Origin of the sequence: Arsenicicoccus sp. UBA6765, from assembly GCF_002453335.1 — a bacterium.
Lineage (GTDB): Bacteria > Actinomycetota > Actinomycetes > Actinomycetales > Dermatophilaceae > Arsenicicoccus > Arsenicicoccus bolidensis.
The window spans coordinates 156,029-171,600 of record NZ_DKGR01000057.1; the positions used below are offsets into that span (position 1 = coordinate 156,029).

A 15,572-nucleotide genomic window follows, 5' to 3' on the forward strand; every position below is an offset into this window, starting at 1 on the left:
GAGCAGCCCCGCAGCCAGAAAGGGCCTCGTCCGGCAGCTGCCGTGGCGGGGCCTTTTTCTGCTGCGCGAACTCGTCCCGGCGCGTCGCGTGGTGGCGTGACAAGCGACCCACCGCAGTCCACCCTTGGGGGGTGCTCCGCTCCCGATCGCCGATCCAGGCCCTGACGCCGGCCGACGAGGACGCGGCGATCGCTGTCTGTGCACGTCGGCCTGACGCCCACGTCTTCGTGGCGGCGCGCATCCGTGAGGGTGCGCTGCGGACCACCCCCGGCTGCGTGCTCGGCTACGCCGACCGGGGCGACCCCCTCGGCTGGCGATCTCTGGTGTGGACCGGAGCCAACGTCGTTCCGGTCGAGGTCGGACCGGACACGGCCCCGGCCTTCGCCCAGCGACTACGCCGGCGCAGCCGCTGGGCCTCCTCGCTGTTCGGCCCGTCCGACGAGGTGCTCGGGCTCTGGGCGTTGCTCTCGCCGTCGTGGGGGATGCCACGGGCCGTCCGCGGGTCGCAGCCGCTCATGGCGACGACCGTCCCGCCCAGCGAGCTCGGCCTCGCTCTGGACCCTTGCGTGCGGCTGGCCGGGCCCGACGAGCTGGACGCCGTCGTGCCGGCTGCGGCGGCCATGTTCACCGAGGAGATCGGCTACCCGCCGTACGTCGGCTCGGTGGCGTCATACCGCCGATCCGTGGCCTCGCTGATCGAGCAGCGGCGGACCTATGTCGTCACCGAGGGGCCCGACGTGGTGTTCAAGGCCGACGTGGGTTCGGTCGCTCTCGGGACCGCCCAGATCCAGGGGGTCTGGCTGGCGCCGCACCTGCGCGGCCGACGGCGTGCGGGGCCGGCCATGGCAGCCGTCGTCGAGGCAGTGCTGGCGGAGCACGCCGCTCGCGCCTCGCTGTACGTGAATGACTTCAACGTCCCCGCGCGGGCCACCTACGCCCGCATCGGTATGCGGGAGGTCGGGGAGTTCGCCACCGTCCTGCTGTGAGCGCGCCGTTCGTCGGTGGGTGGACATGCGGTCACCGACCGCCCGTCAGGAAGGGGCGACCGTTCGTCGCAGGGCACCGGCGAGACGCATTCCGTTGACGTGGCGTCAAGCAACACCCTCCGTCCAGGAGCCGTCCGACGGAGCACGGCTCACCCGCCCGAGGAGCCTGCATGAGCACCGTTGCACCCACCCCCGAGTCCACCCTCCCCCCGCCGGCGACGCCGACACCCGGGGCCTTCCCGGTCAAGCCCATCGCCGCGGCGACCGTGGGCCACGCGGTCGAGTGGTTCGACTGGACCATCTACGGCCTGTTCGCGACCTACTTCGCGACCCAGATCTTTCCGAAGGAGAACGAGGACCTCGCACTCCTGCTGACCTTCGCGACCTTCGGCGCCGCGTTCTTCTTCCGCCCCCTGGGTGGCTGGATGATGGGCCGGGTCGCGGACCTGACGGGGCGTCGCGGCGCGATGCTCGTGTGCGTCGCGCTCATGGCCGGAGGCTCGTTCGTCATCGGCGCACTGCCGACCTACGACCAGATCGGGATCTGGTCGCCGCTCGTCCTCGTCCTCGCGCGCATCGCCCAGGGGATCGCGGCCGGCGGCGAGCTGTCCAACACCTCGGCCTACCTGTCCGAGGTCGCCCCCGCAGGTCGGCGTGGCCGCTACGTCTCGTTCATGTACATCGGCACGGGCGTCGCCCTGCTGCTGGCGACGACGCTCGGCTTCTGGCTCACCCGCACGCTGGGACCCGCCAAGATGGCGGAGTTCGGCTGGCGCATCCCGTTCATCCTCGGCGGCATCTTCGCCCTCGTCGGTCTGTTCATGCGCAAGGACCTCAAGGAGTCGGCGCACTTCGAGGAGCACAAGGCCAAGGCGGTCGACAAGGTCAAGAACCCCCTGATGACCACCCTGCGGCTCTACCCCAAGTCCGTGCTGCACGTCGTCGGCACCACCATGCTGTTCGCCGTCGCCTACTACACGCTGATCGGCTCCATCAACTCCAGCGTCGTCAAGAAGTTCGCCAAGACCAACCCGGACGTGGGTCAGAACGTGTTCATGGCGCTCACGATCTCGATCGTCATCTTCATCGCCCTGCAGTACCCGTTGGGAGCACTGTCCGACAAGATCGGGCGCAAGCCGATGATGCTGATCTTCACGGTGTTCTATGCCGTGGCGATGGTGCCCTTATCCTCGCTGATCAAGCCGGACCTGCTGAGCCTGACCATCCTCTACGTCCTCGGCATGTCCGCGTTCGCCTTCGCGTCGTGCATCCTGCCGGCGATCATGGCCGAGCTGTTCCCGACCGAGGTCCGGTCCACCGGCATCGGCGCCTGGTACAACATCACGGTGGCGGTCTTCGGCGGGGGAGCGCCCTACCTGATCACCTGGCTCAACCAGAACCAGATGGGCGACCGCTTCTTCTGGGTCGTCTCGGCAGTCGCCGCGGTGGCGACGCTGATCATCCTGACGATGCCGGAGACGCGCGGCAAGAAGCTCGACTGATCGACGACGGCCTGAGGATCGCAGCGAGGGACGAGCGCGGACCGGAGGGCCGAGGAGGTCAGTCAAGTTCAGCTCGACTGATCGACGACGGCCTGAGGATCGCAGCGAGGGACGAGCGCGGACCGGAGGGCCGAGGAGGTCAGTCAAGTCCAGCTCGATTGATCGAACCGCTACTGCACCGCCTCGCCCGCGTCGCCGGGGTCCGAGGCGCTCGACGAGCCGCCCGTGAGCATCGCCCACGGGCGGCTCGTCAGCTTGATGCGGGGCTGGTCGTCCGCGACCACGGCCGCCAGGTGGAGCAGGCTCGCGGTGCCGCGGTGGTAGTACTGCTCGTGCCCGACCGGCGGCCGCAGCACCGTCCAGGTGCCGTCGGGGTAGACAACGCGTCGGGCCAGCGGGGACAGCTGGTGCACGCCGGGGATCCGCAGCACCTCGCCGCCGAAGATGCCCAGGATGCCGATGAGGTCGCCGGGAGCGACGCAGGCATACAACGTGCCGGGCGCCAGCCCGAGGTCGGAGAGGCGGGAGGCGAAGATGCCCGGTGCGCCGGCCGTCATCGCGGCGTCCACCACGTGGTGGTGCCGGGCGGCGAGCTGGGCGAGGGCGAGCCCCATGGCGGACGCGCCGTAGGAGTGGCCGCTCGCCACGATGCGTGCCCCCGCCGGAGCGATCTCCCGCACCCCCTCCAGGGTGCGCGCCAGGTGGTCGGCTGCCTCCCGCGCATATCGAGGGTCGGACGCCTCACCGGGCACGAGGACGCGCATCCCCGTGTCTCCCAGGGCCTTTCGCGTGGCGATGTCGTATGGCGCCTGGTAGCCGATCCAGTCGATCACCGCCACGCGTGCGTCGGGGCCGAGCAGGCGGACCGTCTCGTCGCGCAGCCAGGACATCCAGGTGGCTTCGCGATAGAGGCGCAGGTCCACGGTGGTGGTCGTGCCGGGCACGTGCACCACCAGGTGGGTCGCGGTGTCGGGGTCGCCGAGCGCGATGGCCGTCCGCAGGGGATAGCTGCGGGCGTCCAGGAGATAGAGGAAACGACGCGAGGGCGGGGTCGAGACCTGGGCGAGCCCCTCGGGGACCTCGGCCAGCAGCTCGGGGTCGGAGAACAGCGCCCGGAGCTTGAGCAGGCCGCGCAGGTCCCGCTCCTCCTCGACGGTGGCCTCGTCGGCGGGTGCGCCGGTGTCGACGTCGAGCTCGCGGCTGCGGCGGGCGATCTCGGCCTCGAGCACCTGCAGGTTGGCCGTGTGCCGCACGGCGGTGGGGAGCCCGTCCGCCCGCCCCACCCAGGGGGCGTGGCGCCGCAGGACCTCCTCACGGTCGCCGGCGTCCAGGTCACGCCACCAGGCGGCGACCACGTCGGGCGCCTCGTCGCGGGGGATCGGCAGCACGTCCTCGCCAGCCAGCCCGAGGCGGGGGTAGCGCGAGGCGGCGGTCCGGGCCTCGGTGCGGAGCTGGTCGACGAGCAGGCCTGCGGCATACAGCCCGACGTCGGTGCGCCGCGTCAGGATCTCGTCGAGGACGGCGTCGCCGGGCCGGGCCCACGTCCGCTCGGCCGCCAGCGCCTCGGTGAGGTGCAGGTGGGCGCTCGTCGCCGCCGCCACGGCCTGCTCCAGGGACTGCGCCGCGGCCAGCAGCCCCGCCTCCAGCGTGAGGGGTCCGGTGCCGGCGTCCCCTCCAGGTCGCACGCCCTCGCCCGGCGTCTCGACGCCCTCCTCCACGACCACTCACCTCCGTCTCCGAGGCTACGCCCGAACGTGGTCGAGGCCAGGAGCCAGGGCCGATATCCTGCCGTGGTCCCACCTTCGCCCATCCGAGGAGCACCACCGTGTCCGGTGAGATCATGCGCATGTCGTCCCTGTTCCTGCGGACCCTGCGCGAGGACCCGGCCGACGCGGAGCTGCCCGGTCACCGGCTGCTGGTGCGCGCCGGCTACGTCCGTCGCGCGGCGCCCGGTGTCTACAGCTGGCTCCCCCTGGGGCTCAAGGTGCTTCGCCGGGTCGAGGGCATCGTCCGCGAGGAGATGGACCAGATCTCGCAGGAGCTGAGCTTCCCCGCGCTGCTGCCGCGCGAGCCCTACGAGTCGACGAACCGGTGGACGGAGTACGGCGACAACCTCTTCCGCCTCACCGACCGCAAGGGCGCCGACATGCTGCTCGGTCCGACGCACGAGGAGATGTTCACCCTCGCGGTCAAGGACCTCTACAGCTCCTACAAGGACCTGCCCCTGTCGCTCTACCAGATCCAGACGAAGTACCGCGACGAGGCGCGCCCCCGCGCCGGTCTGCTGCGCGGCCGCGAGTTCATCATGAAGGACTCCTACTCCTTCGACGTCTCCGACGAGGGGCTGCAGAAGTCCTACGACGCCCACCGCGACGCCTACGTCAAGATCTTCGACCGGCTCGGCTTCGACTACGTCATCGTCCAGGCGACCTCGGGCGCGATGGGCGGGTCGGCGAGCGAGGAGTTCCTCGCGATCAGCGAGGTCGGCGAGGACACCTTCGTGCGGGACGACAGCGGGTATGCCGCCAACGTGGAGGCCGTCGTCGTGCCGCAGGCCGAGCCCGTCGACGCTTCGGGCGTGCCGGCGGCGCAGGAGGTGGACACCCCCGACACGCCGACCATCGAGACCCTCGTCGACATGCTCAACGCGGAGCACCCGCGCCACGACGGCCGCGCGTGGACGGCCGCCGACACGCTCAAGAACGTCGTCGTCATGCTCGTGCAGCCCGACGGCACCCGCGAGCCCCTCGTCGTGGGCCTTCCCGGAGACCGTCAGGTCGACCTCAAGCGCCTCGAGGCCCAGGTCGCGCCTGCCGAGGTGGAGGAGTTCACCGAGGCGGACTTCACGGCCTACCCGCAGCTCGTCCGCGGCTACATCGGGCCGGGCGCGCTGGGGGAGACCGTCGAGCGCGACGAGCAGGGAGAGGTGGTGTCCCGCACCGGGATCCGCTACCTGCTCGACCCGCGCATCGCCGACGGCTCGTCCTGGGCCACCGGGGCCAACAAGCCCGGCGTGCACGTCGTCAACCTCGTCTACGGCCGCGACTTCACCGCCGACGGGACCGTCCAGGCCGCCGAGGTCCGCGACGGCGACGTCGCGCCCGACGGCGCCGGCACCCTGCGCACCGCCCGGGGCATCGAGATGGGCCACATCTTCCAGCTCGGCCGCAAGTATGCCGAGGCCCTGGGTCTCAAGGTGCTGGACGAGAACGGCCGGCTCGTCACCGTCACGATGGGCTCCTACGGCATCGGCGTCTCGCGCGCGGTCGCCGCCATCGCCGAGGCCAACCACGACGAGATCGGCCTGGTGTGGCCGCGCAACGTCGCCCCCGCCGACGTGCACGTCGTCGCGACCGGCAAGGACGAGGCGGTCTTCGTCGAGGCCGACCGGATCGTGACCGAGCTCGCCGCGCAGGGGATCACGTCGATCGTGGACGACCGCGCCAAGGTCAGCCCCGGTGTGAAGTTCAAGGACGCCGAGCTCATCGGGGTCCCGGCCATCGTGGTCGTGGGCAAGGGCCTGGCCGACGGCACCGTCGAGATCAAGGACCGGCGCACGGGCGACCGCCGCGAGGTCGCCGTGGCCGACGTCGTCGCCGAGATCGCCCGGGAGGTGCGGTCCTGACCGGCCCCGCACGCGCTCCGGACCCGGCGACCTCGCCGGTGGGTGCCGTCGTCTTCGACTGGGGCGGCACCCTGACCCCCTGGCACGACGTCGACCTGCGCCAGCAGTGGGTCGAGTTCTCCCGCGGCTACGGCACGATGGCCTGCTCGCTCCACGAGCTCACGGCGCGCATCCTGCTCGCCGAGGACGAGCTCTGGCAGCGCGCCCACACCAGCCACGAGTCTGGGCGCCTCGCGGACCTGCTGACGCAGGTGGGACTCGACCCCGAGCACGAGGCGACGCTGGCCGGGCTGGCGGCCTACGAGACCTTCTGGGAGCCGCACACGCTCACCGACCCGCAGGTCGAGCCGTTGTGGACCGGCCTGCGCGAGCGGGGGATCCGCGTCGGCGTGCTGTCCAACACGATCTGGACCCGCGACTACCACCGTGGCGTCTTCGAGCGGGACGGGGTCGCCCACCTCATCGACGCCGACGTCTACTCCAGCGAGATCCCTTGGGCCAAGCCGCATCCCGAGGCCTTCCTCGCTGCTGCACGCGCCGTCGGCGTCGAGCCGGAGCGGTGCGTCTACGTCGGGGACCGGTCCTTCGAGGACGTCCACGGCCCCCAGCAGGTGGGCATGCGAGCGGTGTGGGTGCCCCACTCGCGGATCCCCGTCGCGCAGCAGGTCTCGCACGAGGCGGAGCCCGACGCCGTGGCCCACGAGCTGCTCGACGTCCTCACGATCGTCGACCGATGGTGCGGGCGTGGGTGAGCTGTCCCTCCAGGTCGTGCTCTTCCTGGTGGCGTCCGCGTTCTGCGCGGGCTGGGTCGACGCCGTCGTCGGCGGGGGAGGGCTGATCCAGCTGCCCGCGCTGCTCGTCGGTCTGCCCGGCGCCTCGCCCGCGCAGATCCTCGCCACCAACAAGCTGGCCTCGATCTGCGGCACCTCCACGAGCGCCGTGACCTACTACCGCCGGGTGCGTCCCGACCTGCGCACCGCGATCCCGCTCGCGGTGGCGGCGTTCGCCGGATCGTCGCTGGGTGCGGTCGTGGCGACCAGGATCCCCAAGGAGGCGTTCAACCCGATCATCCTGGTGGCGCTGGTCGTCGTGGGCGCCTACACCGTGGTCAAGCCCAGCCTCGGCGCCTCGACCCAGCTGCGGTTCTCCGGCCGGCACCACCTCGCGGCGGCACTGGTCATCGGGGTGGTCATCGGCTTCTACGACGGGGCGCTGGGACCCGGCACCGGGTCGTTCTTCGTCTTCGCCCTGGTCGGGCTGACCGGCTACGCCTTCCTCGAGGCCAGCGCCAAGGCCAAGATCGCCAACTTCGCGACCAACCTCGCGGCCCTCGTGGTCTTCATCCCGCACGGGGCCGTCATGTGGCCGATCGGGGTCGTCATGGGGCTGGCCAACATCGCGGGCGGCTACATCGGGGCGCGGACGGCGGTGTCGCGAGGCACGGGCTTCGTCCGCATCGTGTTCATCGTGGTGGTGGGGGCGTTCGTCGTCCGCATCGGCGGGCAGCTGCTCGGCCTGTGGTGAGCGTCGGCCGCTGGTGACCCGCGCTGGGCGCCTCGTTCAGCCCCGGCGCGGTCGACGTGGTCGCCGCAAGCGGTTCTGGCGGCGCCACACGGCCCTGATCGTCGCCCAGCGGGCGAGGCCGGCGCCGAGGCCCGCCAGCATCCCCGGGACGAGCAGGAAGGTCCCGTCCATGGCGTCCCGGCCCAGGTCCGCGCGTCCGCCGGCGAGCCCGGTCAGGACGCCCACGGCCACCCCCAGGAGCAGCCCGGTCAGCGCACCGCCGAGGGTGAGCGGCCAGACGAGCGCGCGACCCCGACCCCGACCCGCAGCCCGGGCGGCCAGCTCTCGGGACCGCGTCCAGGCGACCGCGACCCCGACGGCGGCGACGATCGCCGGGAGCATCAGCAGCAGGACGGCGCGGTTGCGCACGAGCGTCAGCCCCGCACCCGGTCGTAGGTCACGAACGCGAAGCCCGGGTGGGCCTGGGTCGCCGCGACCTCTTCGCGCCGGACCTCGCGCCACTGCGCGCGATCGATCTCGGGGAACCACGTGTCGGCGTCCGGGGCGTCGTCCACCTCGGTCAGCTCGAGCCGGTCCGCCAGGGGCAGGGCGAGGGCATAGATCTCGCCGCCTCCGCCGCAGCGCACCTCGTCGTCGCCGGCCAGCGCCAACGCCTCCTCGAGGGAGGACGCGGTCTCCGCATCCGGGACGACCCACCTGGCGTCCCGGGTCACCACGATCGTCCGTCGGCCCGGCAGGGCGCGACCGATCGACTCGTAGGTCTTGCGCCCCATGACGAGCGGACGCCCCTGCGTCAGGGCCTTGAAGCGGGGGAGATCGCCCGGCAGCTGCCACAGCAGGTGCCCGTCCCGCCCGAGGGCGCCGTTGCGACCGACGGCCGCGACGAGGGTGAGCGTCCGCGACGTCATACGGCGATCGGTGCCTTGATGCTCGGGTCGGCGACGTAGCCCTCGAGGGTGAAGTCCTCGAGCTCGTAGGCGTCGATCGACGGGCGCCGCGCGACGTGCATCGTGGGGAGCGGGTGCGGCGTGCGCGTGAGCTGCAGGCGCGCCTGGTCGAGGTGGTTGGAGTAGAGGTGCGCGTCGCCGAGCGTGTGGACGAGGTCGCCCGGCTCGAGGTCCGTCTGCTGCGCGACCATCATCGTGAGCAGGGCGTAGGACGCGATGTTGAACGGCACACCGAGGAAGATGTCGGCGCTGCGCTGGTAGAGCTGGCAGGACAGCCGCCCCTCGGCGACGTAGAACTGGAACATCGTGTGGCAGGGCGGCAGGGCCATGCGGTCGACGTCCGCGACGTTCCAGGCGGAGACGATGTGGCGCCGCGAGTCGGGGTTGCTGCGCAGCGACGCGATCACCTGACCGATCTGGTCGACCTGGCGGCCGTCCGGGGTGGGCCAGGACCGCCACTGGTGGCCGTAGACGGGTCCGAGCTCGCCGTCCGCATCCGCCCACTCGTCCCAGATGGAGATCCCGCGCTCCTGCAGCCAGCGCACGTTGGTGTCGCCCCGCAGGAACCACAGCAGCTCGCCGATGATCGACCGCAGGTGGAGCTTCTTGGTCGTGAGGACCGGGAAGCCCTGGGCGAGGTCGAAGCGCATCTGGTGCCCGAAGACGCTGCGCGTGCCGGTGCCCGTGCGGTCCGCCTTGTCCACCCCGGTCGTGAGGACGTGGTCGAGGAGGTCGAGGTACTGCTGCATGGCGACCACGGTAGCCGGGCAGGTCCGTCATACGGTCATCGACGGGGCGCGAGGGAGCGGCCAGCCGATGTGAGCCAGGTCACACGAGTTCCCGCGACCCGGCTGTAACGAGATCGCCCCCCTTGCCGATGTAGTCCGTGAATCGCGTAGCCACCCGGACCCCCGAGCGGGTGGCTACGCGATTCACATGTCCGGCGCCGACCCATGCCCGTGGCGGTCACCGCCCCTCGCGCGCACCCCGGGATACATTGACCTCATGACGACCTCACCCGCGTTCGGCCGAGTCCTGTCGGCCATGGTGACCCCGATGCTCCCCGACGGCTCGATCGACCGTGACGGCGTGCGTCAGGTCGCGCGCCACCTCGTCGACCACGGCCACGACGGCATCGTCGTCAACGGCACCACGGGCGAGTCGCCGACCACCACGGACGACGAGAAGGCCGAGCTGGTCCGCCTGGTGCGTGAGACCGTCGGCGATGGCGTGCACGTCGTCGCGGGCGTCGGCACCAACGACACCAGGCACACGATCGAGCTGGCCGGCCAGGCCGCCGACGCGGGCGCCGACGGGCTGCTCGTCGTGACGCCCTACTACAACAAGCCCTCGGTGGCCGGGCTGGAGGCGCACTTCCGCGCCGTGGCCGACGCCACCGAGCTGCCCGTCATGCTCTACGACATCCCCGGTCGGGCGGGCGTCCCGATCCCCACCGACCTGCTGGTCCGGCTCGCGGACCACCCGCGCATCGTGGCGGTCAAGGACGCCAAGGGCGACCTGTGGGCCGCGACCAAGGTCCAGCGCGCCACGGACCTGCAGTGGTACTCCGGCGACGACGTCGCCAACTTCTCCCACCTGGCGCTCGGCGCCGTCGGCATCGTCAGCGTCGTGGCCCACGTGGCCGGCGACGCGTATGCCGAGATGGTGGGGGCCATCCAGGGCGGCGACGTCGAGCGGGGGCGCGAGATCCATCGCCGCCTCGTGCCCGTCGTCGACGCCGTCATGAACGTGACCCAGGGGGCCATCATGACCAAGGCGGCACTCGTCGAGCTGGGCGTCATCGCCCACGCCGACGTGCGCCTGCCGCTGGTCCCGGCCACCGACGACCAGGCCGAGATCGTCCGATCCGGCCTCCGTAGCTCAGGACTGATGTGACTTCTGCTTCCGCTGCACCCGACCTCGTGACCGAGGTCCCCACCACCCCGCCCGCGCTGCCCAAGGGCGGCCTGCGGGTCGTCGCCCTCGGCGGTCTCGGGGAGGTCGGCCGCAACATGACGGTGCTCGAGCACCGCGGCCGGCTGCTGATCATCGACTGCGGGGTCCTCTTCCCCGAGGAGCACCACCCGGGCATCGACCTGATCCTCCCGGACTTCGACTACGTCGAGGACCGCCTGGACGACGTCGACGCCGTGGTCCTCACGCACGGGCACGAGGACCACATCGGGGCTCTGCCCTACCTGCTCAAGCGCAAACCGGACATCCCGCTCATCGGCTCCCAGCTGACCCTGGCGCTGGTCGAGGCCAAGCTCAAGGAGCACCGGATCACGCCCTACACGCTGGGCGTGCGCGAGGGGCAGCGCGAGCAGGCCGGCGTCTTCGACCTGGAGTTCGTCGCGGTCAACCACTCCATCCCCGACGCCCTCGCGGTGTGCGTGCGCACCGCCGCGGGCACGCTGCTGCACACCGGTGACTTCAAGATGGACCAGCTGCCGCTGGACCGCCGCCTCACCGACCTGCGGGCCTTCGCGCGTCTGGGCGAGGAGGGGGTCGACCTCTTCCTGACCGACTCCACCAATGCTGAGGTCCCCGGCTTCACCACGCCCGAGCGCGAGATCGCCCCGGCCATCGACAAGGTCTTCCGCCACACCACCGGTCGCATCATCGTGGCCTGCTTCTCCTCGCACGTGCACCGGGTCCAGCAGGTGCTCGACGCGGCGCACAAGGCCGGGCGACGGGTGGCCATGGTGGGCCGGTCGATGGTCCGCAACATGACCATCGCCGCCGAGCTGGGCTACCTCCACGTCCCGCCCGGCGTGCTCATCGACATCAAGAAGGTCGGGTCCCTGCGCGACGACCAGCTGGTCCTCGTGTGCACCGGCTCGCAGGGCGAGCCGATGGCTGCCCTGAGCCGTATGGCGAACCGCGACCACCGCATCGAGGTCGGTCCCGGCGACACGGTGCTGCTGGCCTCGTCGCTGATCCCCGGCAACGAGAACGCCGTCTACCGCGTGATCAACGGCCTGATGCGGCTCGGCGCCGACGTCGTCCACAAGGGCAACGCCAAGGTCCACGTCAGCGGGCACGCGAGCGCCGGCGAGCTGCTCTACTGCTACAACATCGTCAAGCCCCGCAACGTCATGCCCGTGCACGGCGAGTGGCGCCACCTGGTGGCCAACGGACGCCTGGCCGAGGCGACCGGCGTGCCGGCCGAGCGGGTCCTGCTCTGCCAGGACGGCACCGTCGTCGACCTCGTCGACGGGGTCGCGAGCATCGTGGGCGAGGTTCCGTGCGGCTACGTCTACGTCGACGGCTCCGCCCTCGGGGGAGAGACCAGCGACGAGCTCCTGCGCGACCGGCGGATCCTGCGCGACGAGGGCTTCGTGACCGCCATCGTGGTCGTGGACACCTCGACCGGCGAGGTGGTCAGCGAGCCCGAGATCACCTCGCGCGGCGTGGCCGAGGACCAGGAGGTCTTCGACCGGGTGCGCCCGCAGGTCGAGAAGGCCGTGGTCGAGGCCATGGCCAAGGGCACCACGGACACCTACGCCCTGCAGCAGGTCGTGCGACGCACGCTCGGCTCCTGGGTTGGCACCAAGCTCCGGCGCCGCCCGATGATCATCCCGGTCGTCATCGACGCATGACGGCGGGGTCGACCCGCACGAGGCCCTCGACGACGATCTGGTCACCCTCCTCGCGGGTGCTCCTCGTCGCGGGGGCCGTGCTGACGCTGGCGGGCACCGGGCTGCTCGCGCTGCGCTGGGCCGTGGTCCCCGAGCGCACCGGCTTCCTCGCCCTGCAGGCCGTGTCGCCGCTGGGCGGGGTCCTCGTGGGGCTCGGGGTCGCGGCCCTGCTGCTGGCGCGGGCCTGGGGCCCGCTGGCGGTGGCCCTCGTCCCGGCCCTGGCGTATGCCGTTCTGGCCGCCCCCACGGTCTTGCCCGACACGGTCCCGCCCCGCCCGGACGACCTGGTGGTGCTCTCGACCAACCTGCAGTACGGCCGGGCCGACCCGCGTCGGCTTATCGCCGCCATCGACCGCCTCGACGCCGACGTGGTCGTGCTGGTCGAGGTCACGCCGGGCGCCCTCGAGCGGCTGGACGCGGCGGGGCTGTCCGGGCGCTACGCGCACTCGATGGGTCAGCCCGGGCCGCGGGCGAGCGGCCTCGTGGTGCGCACCCGTGACCCCCTGCGCGTCGTGTCCCCGTCCTACGACCCGCGCACCGGGACGCCATACGGCCTGCTCCGCACGAGCAGGGGAGAGGTCATGATCAGGGGGGTGCACCCGGCCGCCCCGACCAGCCCCGACCGCTGGCGCAGCGACCTCGCGGACCTCGAGTCCTGGATCTCTCGGGTGGCCCGGCTCGACCCGGAGCAGCCGGTCGTCGTCGCGGGGGACCTCAACGCGACCTACAGCCACCCGCCCTTCCGCCAGGCCGTGGCGCCGCTGACCGACGCCGCGCGGTCGGCGGGAAAGGGCTGGGAGCCCACGTGGCCCCAGGGCCGGTGGTACCCACCCTTCGCGCAGATCGACCACGTGCTGGTGCGCAACGTCGGGGTGGTCGACAGTGGGGTCGTCGCGATCCCGGACACGGACCACCGGGCGGTGTGGGCGCGGTTGCGGGTGGGGTGAGCCGCGCGGGTCGGGCCGCTCAGGCCAAGGTGCTCAGGCCGCGCACTCAGGCCGGCGCACTCAGGCCGCGCACTCAGGTCAGGACGGGTCGCTCGTCGGCCGGCCCCTCGGCCGGCCCGTCTGCCACGGCATCGTCCTGCTGGTGCCGGGCGGACAGCCGGCTGAGGGCGAAGACCGAGGCGAGCAGGACCGCGAGCCCGATGCCCTCCAGCAGCAGGTCCTTGGGGGCGGAGTGAAGGCGCTCGCCGTAGACCGCGCCGCCGATGATCAGGCTGAACAGCGGGTCCAGGCTCGCGATGACCGGCAGGCTCGACGACAACGGCCCGGCCTGGAAGGCCATCTGGTTGAGCACCAGGGCCAGCCCGCCGGCGATGATCAGGGTGTAGAGCTGCCAGGAGAGCAGCAGTTCCGGGATGCCGTGCTCGACGATGCGGGTGCAGGTCTTGATGAGGGCGGCCGTGCAGGCGTAGAGCGCGGCGACCGCCGTGCCCAGCAGGGCGGCCTTGCGTCGAGGGCCGACGCGGCGGGCCACCGTCACGCAGACGAGGACGAGCATGGTGGTGCCGACACCCACGAAGATGGCGGGGTTGCGGGCGCCCTTGGCCTCCGGCCCCTTGGGGGCGGCGGCCCCGGAGGCCCACAGGAACAGCACGAGGCCGCCGACCAGCGCGAGCGCCAGGAGCACCTCGCGCCCCGAGGGGCGCTGCTTGAGGAACCACGCGTTGAGGACGAGGGAGAAGACCAGGGCGAGCGTCAGCATCGGCTGCACGACCGAGATCGCACCCTCGCGCAGCGCCAGCACCTGCAGGATGATGCCGCCGGCGTCGCACACGAGGCCGCCGAGCCACAGAGGGTGCGAGACCATGGCCTGGACGAACCGCCGCACGCGGACGAGGCCCGTCCCGGTGATCTCGGGCATGGTCCCGGCGGAGCGGTGCTTGAGCACCGAGCTGAGCGCAAAGACCGCGGTCGCCGCCAGCGACAGCAGCAGGACCGTCGTCACCGGTCCGACCAGCCCTGCTGGCGGGTGCGCGCGGTCTCGTCACCCTGGAGGGGCGTGATGTCGATCTCGGGCAGGAGCGAGACGTCACCGGCGCCCGCGGTCTCGTAGACGTCGGCCAGCAGCGAGAGCGTGTGCGGCCAGATGACCGCGCAGTCCTGGGTGCGGTTGTAGTGCTGGATCCGGCGCAGCAGGGAGCGGTCGCGCGCCAGTCGCTCGAGGGCGTGGGTCATGTCGCCGTCGGTCTCGCAGATGAGGCCCTCGCGCTCGTGCCGGACGAACTCCGGCAGGCCGCCGGACGCCTTGGCGACGATGGGGAGCCCGGCGCACCGCGCCTCCAGCGCGGCCAGCCCGAAGGACTCGAGGTTGGCGGGCGCGATGAACGCGTCGCTGGACTCGAGCATGAGGCGGACGTGGTCGCGGTCCAGGCGCCCGTGCAGCGTGACCTGGTCGGCGAGCCCGTGGCGGCGCAGGTAGCGCTCCATGGCTGCCTGCCGGGGCCCGCAGCCGGCGATCTGCAGCCTGATCGTGGCCGTGGATCCCAGTCGGTTCTGCGCCTCCCGCAGCATCCGCAGCAGGGGCATCGGGCGCTTGCGGGCGCTGAGCCGCATCACGGCCGCGACGGTCAGCTCGCCCTCGCGGTCGGGGTAGCCGCCGCGTCTGGTCCACCGGGCCGGATCGACCCCGTTGGGGATCACGTGCACCTGGGCACCGTCGGGCAGGACCCGCCGGACGTGGCGGGCCGCCATGTCGCTCACCGCGGTCCAGGTGATGGGGAGCCTGGTCCACCCCCACACCAGGTTGCACAGGCGCAAGATGCCGATGGCCCAGGCCCACAGCGAGTGGACGGTGACGACGGTGGGGATGCCGGCGCGGGCGGCGGCGCGGGCGACGAAGAACCCGAGCGGCGAGCCGACCCCGACGTGGCAGTGGACGAGGTCGTAGCCGCCCTCGCGGACCTCGCGGCAGCCGTCGCGCCAGGCGGCGGGGTGGATGGCGTGCTGGATCCGGAAGCCGTCGGTCAGCCGGACGACGGCGTCGGGGCCGAACGGCACCCCGGCGCTGGTGTGGCTGGGGGCGTAGGGGTCGCCGGAGGCAGGGGCGTCACGCGTGCTCGGCGAGCTGGTGACGACCACGACCTCGTGACCGGCCGCCCGCTGGCGGCCGGTGAGCTCTGCGACCTGCATCTCGATCCCGCCGAGGCGGGGGAGGTAAAAGTCGGTGACGTGCGCGATCTTCATCAGTCGTGGTGGTCCTTCGTCGTGCCCGCGCCTCACGGCGACGGTGTCGTCGCGCAGCACGGCCCCCGTGCGGGCGCGCCATGGGCACGCCCACCAGCGATCATGCCGGAACGGACAGATCCTCGCAGATGCCGTCGTCGGCGTGTCGGCTCCCGGTCG

14 protein-coding genes are annotated in these 15,572 nt (G+C 72.0%); 8 read left to right on the forward strand and 6 right to left on the reverse strand.

Features of this window, described 5'->3' with window-relative positions:
• Nucleotides 1-131: 131 nt before the first annotated feature.
• On the forward strand, nt 132-986 hold the full coding sequence (locus B4K29_RS15715) for a DUF4081 domain-containing GNAT family N-acetyltransferase (protein WP_286968083.1): 855 nt from the start codon (nt 132-134) through the stop codon (nt 984-986).
• Between the two features lie 170 nt (nt 987-1,156).
• A complete protein-coding gene (locus B4K29_RS15720; RefSeq protein ID WP_286960778.1) occupies nt 1,157-2,488 on the forward strand; it encodes an MFS transporter in 1,332 nt (443 codons plus the stop codon).
• Between the two features lie 170 nt (nt 2,489-2,658).
• Here the strand turns inward: B4K29_RS15720 and B4K29_RS15725 are convergent, their stop codons facing one another.
• On the reverse strand, nt 2,659-4,206 hold the full coding sequence (locus B4K29_RS15725) for an alpha/beta hydrolase (protein WP_239264688.1): 1,548 nt from the start codon (nt 4,204-4,206) through the stop codon (nt 2,659-2,661).
• A 122-nt stretch (nt 4,207-4,328) separates the two neighbouring features.
• On the opposite strand from B4K29_RS15725, the gene B4K29_RS15730 reads away from it, so the two are divergent.
• The 3 genes from B4K29_RS15730 to B4K29_RS15740 are packed head-to-tail and all read left to right on the forward strand — an operon-like array spanning nt 4,329 to nt 7,637.
• Nucleotides 4,329-6,113, forward strand: coding sequence for a proline--tRNA ligase (locus B4K29_RS15730; RefSeq protein ID WP_286961338.1), 1,785 nt, complete (start codon nt 4,329-4,331; stop codon nt 6,111-6,113).
• Nucleotides 6,114-6,151: 38 nt separating this feature from the next.
• On the forward strand, nt 6,152-6,865 hold the full coding sequence (locus B4K29_RS15735; protein ID WP_286961295.1) for an HAD family hydrolase: 714 nt from the start codon (nt 6,152-6,154) through the stop codon (nt 6,863-6,865).
• Nucleotides 6,858-7,637: a TSUP family transporter gene (locus B4K29_RS15740; protein ID WP_286961298.1), complete on the forward strand. Its 780-nt coding sequence runs from the start codon at nt 6,858-6,860 to the stop codon at nt 7,635-7,637. Before B4K29_RS15735 ends, B4K29_RS15740 begins: the two co-directional genes overlap by 8 nt.
• Before the next feature lie 36 nt (nt 7,638-7,673).
• On the opposite strand, the gene B4K29_RS15745 is transcribed toward B4K29_RS15740, so the two are convergent.
• From B4K29_RS15745 to B4K29_RS15755, 3 genes are read right to left on the reverse strand one after another with little or no spacing between them, the layout of a single operon-like run.
• The gene (locus tag B4K29_RS15745) at nt 7,674-8,045 is read right to left on the reverse strand and encodes a hypothetical protein (RefSeq protein ID WP_286961300.1); all 372 of its coding nucleotides are present in this window, start codon (nt 8,043-8,045) and stop codon (nt 7,674-7,676) included.
• A 5-nt stretch (nt 8,046-8,050) separates the two neighbouring features.
• A complete protein-coding gene (locus tag B4K29_RS15750; protein WP_286961302.1) occupies nt 8,051-8,545 on the reverse strand; it encodes a dihydrofolate reductase in 495 nt (164 codons plus the stop codon).
• Nucleotides 8,542-9,333 carry a thymidylate synthase gene (locus tag B4K29_RS15755; protein WP_037211322.1) on the reverse strand — a complete coding sequence of 264 codons (792 nt, stop codon included), beginning with the start codon at nt 9,331-9,333 and terminating at the stop codon, nt 8,542-8,544. Before B4K29_RS15755 ends, B4K29_RS15750 begins: the two co-directional genes overlap by 4 nt.
• Nucleotides 9,334-9,589: 256 nt before the next feature.
• Between B4K29_RS15755 and dapA the strand changes: the two genes are divergently transcribed.
• The 3 genes from dapA to B4K29_RS15770 are packed head-to-tail and all read left to right on the forward strand — an operon-like array spanning nt 9,590 to nt 13,172.
• A complete protein-coding gene (gene dapA, locus B4K29_RS15760; RefSeq protein WP_019284545.1) occupies nt 9,590-10,480 on the forward strand; it encodes a 4-hydroxy-tetrahydrodipicolinate synthase in 891 nt (296 codons plus the stop codon).
• Complete coding sequence (locus tag B4K29_RS15765; protein ID WP_376783710.1) at nt 10,477-12,186, forward strand: ribonuclease J; 1,710 nt, start codon at nt 10,477-10,479, stop codon at nt 12,184-12,186. The genes dapA and B4K29_RS15765 overlap by 4 nt, the downstream gene beginning before the upstream one ends.
• Complete coding sequence (locus B4K29_RS15770; protein ID WP_286960770.1) at nt 12,183-13,172, forward strand: endonuclease/exonuclease/phosphatase family protein; 990 nt, start codon at nt 12,183-12,185, stop codon at nt 13,170-13,172. The genes B4K29_RS15765 and B4K29_RS15770 overlap by 4 nt, the downstream gene beginning before the upstream one ends.
• A 73-nt stretch (nt 13,173-13,245) precedes the next feature.
• Here B4K29_RS15770 and B4K29_RS15775 read toward each other — a convergent pair whose 3' ends face one another.
• Both B4K29_RS15775 and B4K29_RS15780 read right to left on the reverse strand, forming a co-directional pair.
• Nucleotides 13,246-14,175, reverse strand: coding sequence for a DMT family transporter (locus B4K29_RS15775; protein WP_286960768.1), 930 nt, complete (start codon nt 14,173-14,175; stop codon nt 13,246-13,248).
• The gene (locus B4K29_RS15780; RefSeq protein ID WP_286968085.1) at nt 14,172-15,413 is read right to left on the reverse strand and encodes a glycosyltransferase family 4 protein; all 1,242 of its coding nucleotides are present in this window, start codon (nt 15,411-15,413) and stop codon (nt 14,172-14,174) included. The genes B4K29_RS15775 and B4K29_RS15780 overlap by 4 nt, the downstream gene beginning before the upstream one ends.
• Nucleotides 15,414-15,572: the final 159 nt, after the last annotated feature.

What these genes read in the sequence shown, in the direction of transcription:
- B4K29_RS15720 (WP_286960778.1), top strand. Translation starts at nt 1,157, where the DNA reads ATGAGCACCGTTGCACCCACCCCCGAGTCCACCCTCCCCCCGCCGGCG.
- B4K29_RS15730 (WP_286961338.1), top strand. Translation starts at nt 4,329, where the DNA reads ATGCGCATGTCGTCCCTGTTCCTGCGGACCCTGCGCGAGGACCCGGCC.
- B4K29_RS15750 (WP_286961302.1), bottom strand. Translation starts at nt 8,545, where the DNA reads ATGACGTCGCGGACGCTCACCCTCGTCGCGGCCGTCGGTCGCAACGGC.
- B4K29_RS15755 (WP_037211322.1), bottom strand. Translation starts at nt 9,333, where the DNA reads ATGCAGCAGTACCTCGACCTCCTCGACCACGTCCTCACGACCGGGGTG.
- dapA (WP_019284545.1), top strand. Translation starts at nt 9,590, where the DNA reads ATGACGACCTCACCCGCGTTCGGCCGAGTCCTGTCGGCCATGGTGACC.
- B4K29_RS15770 (WP_286960770.1), top strand. Translation starts at nt 12,183, where the DNA reads ATGACGGCGGGGTCGACCCGCACGAGGCCCTCGACGACGATCTGGTCA.
- B4K29_RS15780 (WP_286968085.1), bottom strand. Translation starts at nt 15,413, where the DNA reads ATGAAGATCGCGCACGTCACCGACTTTTACCTCCCCCGCCTCGGCGGG.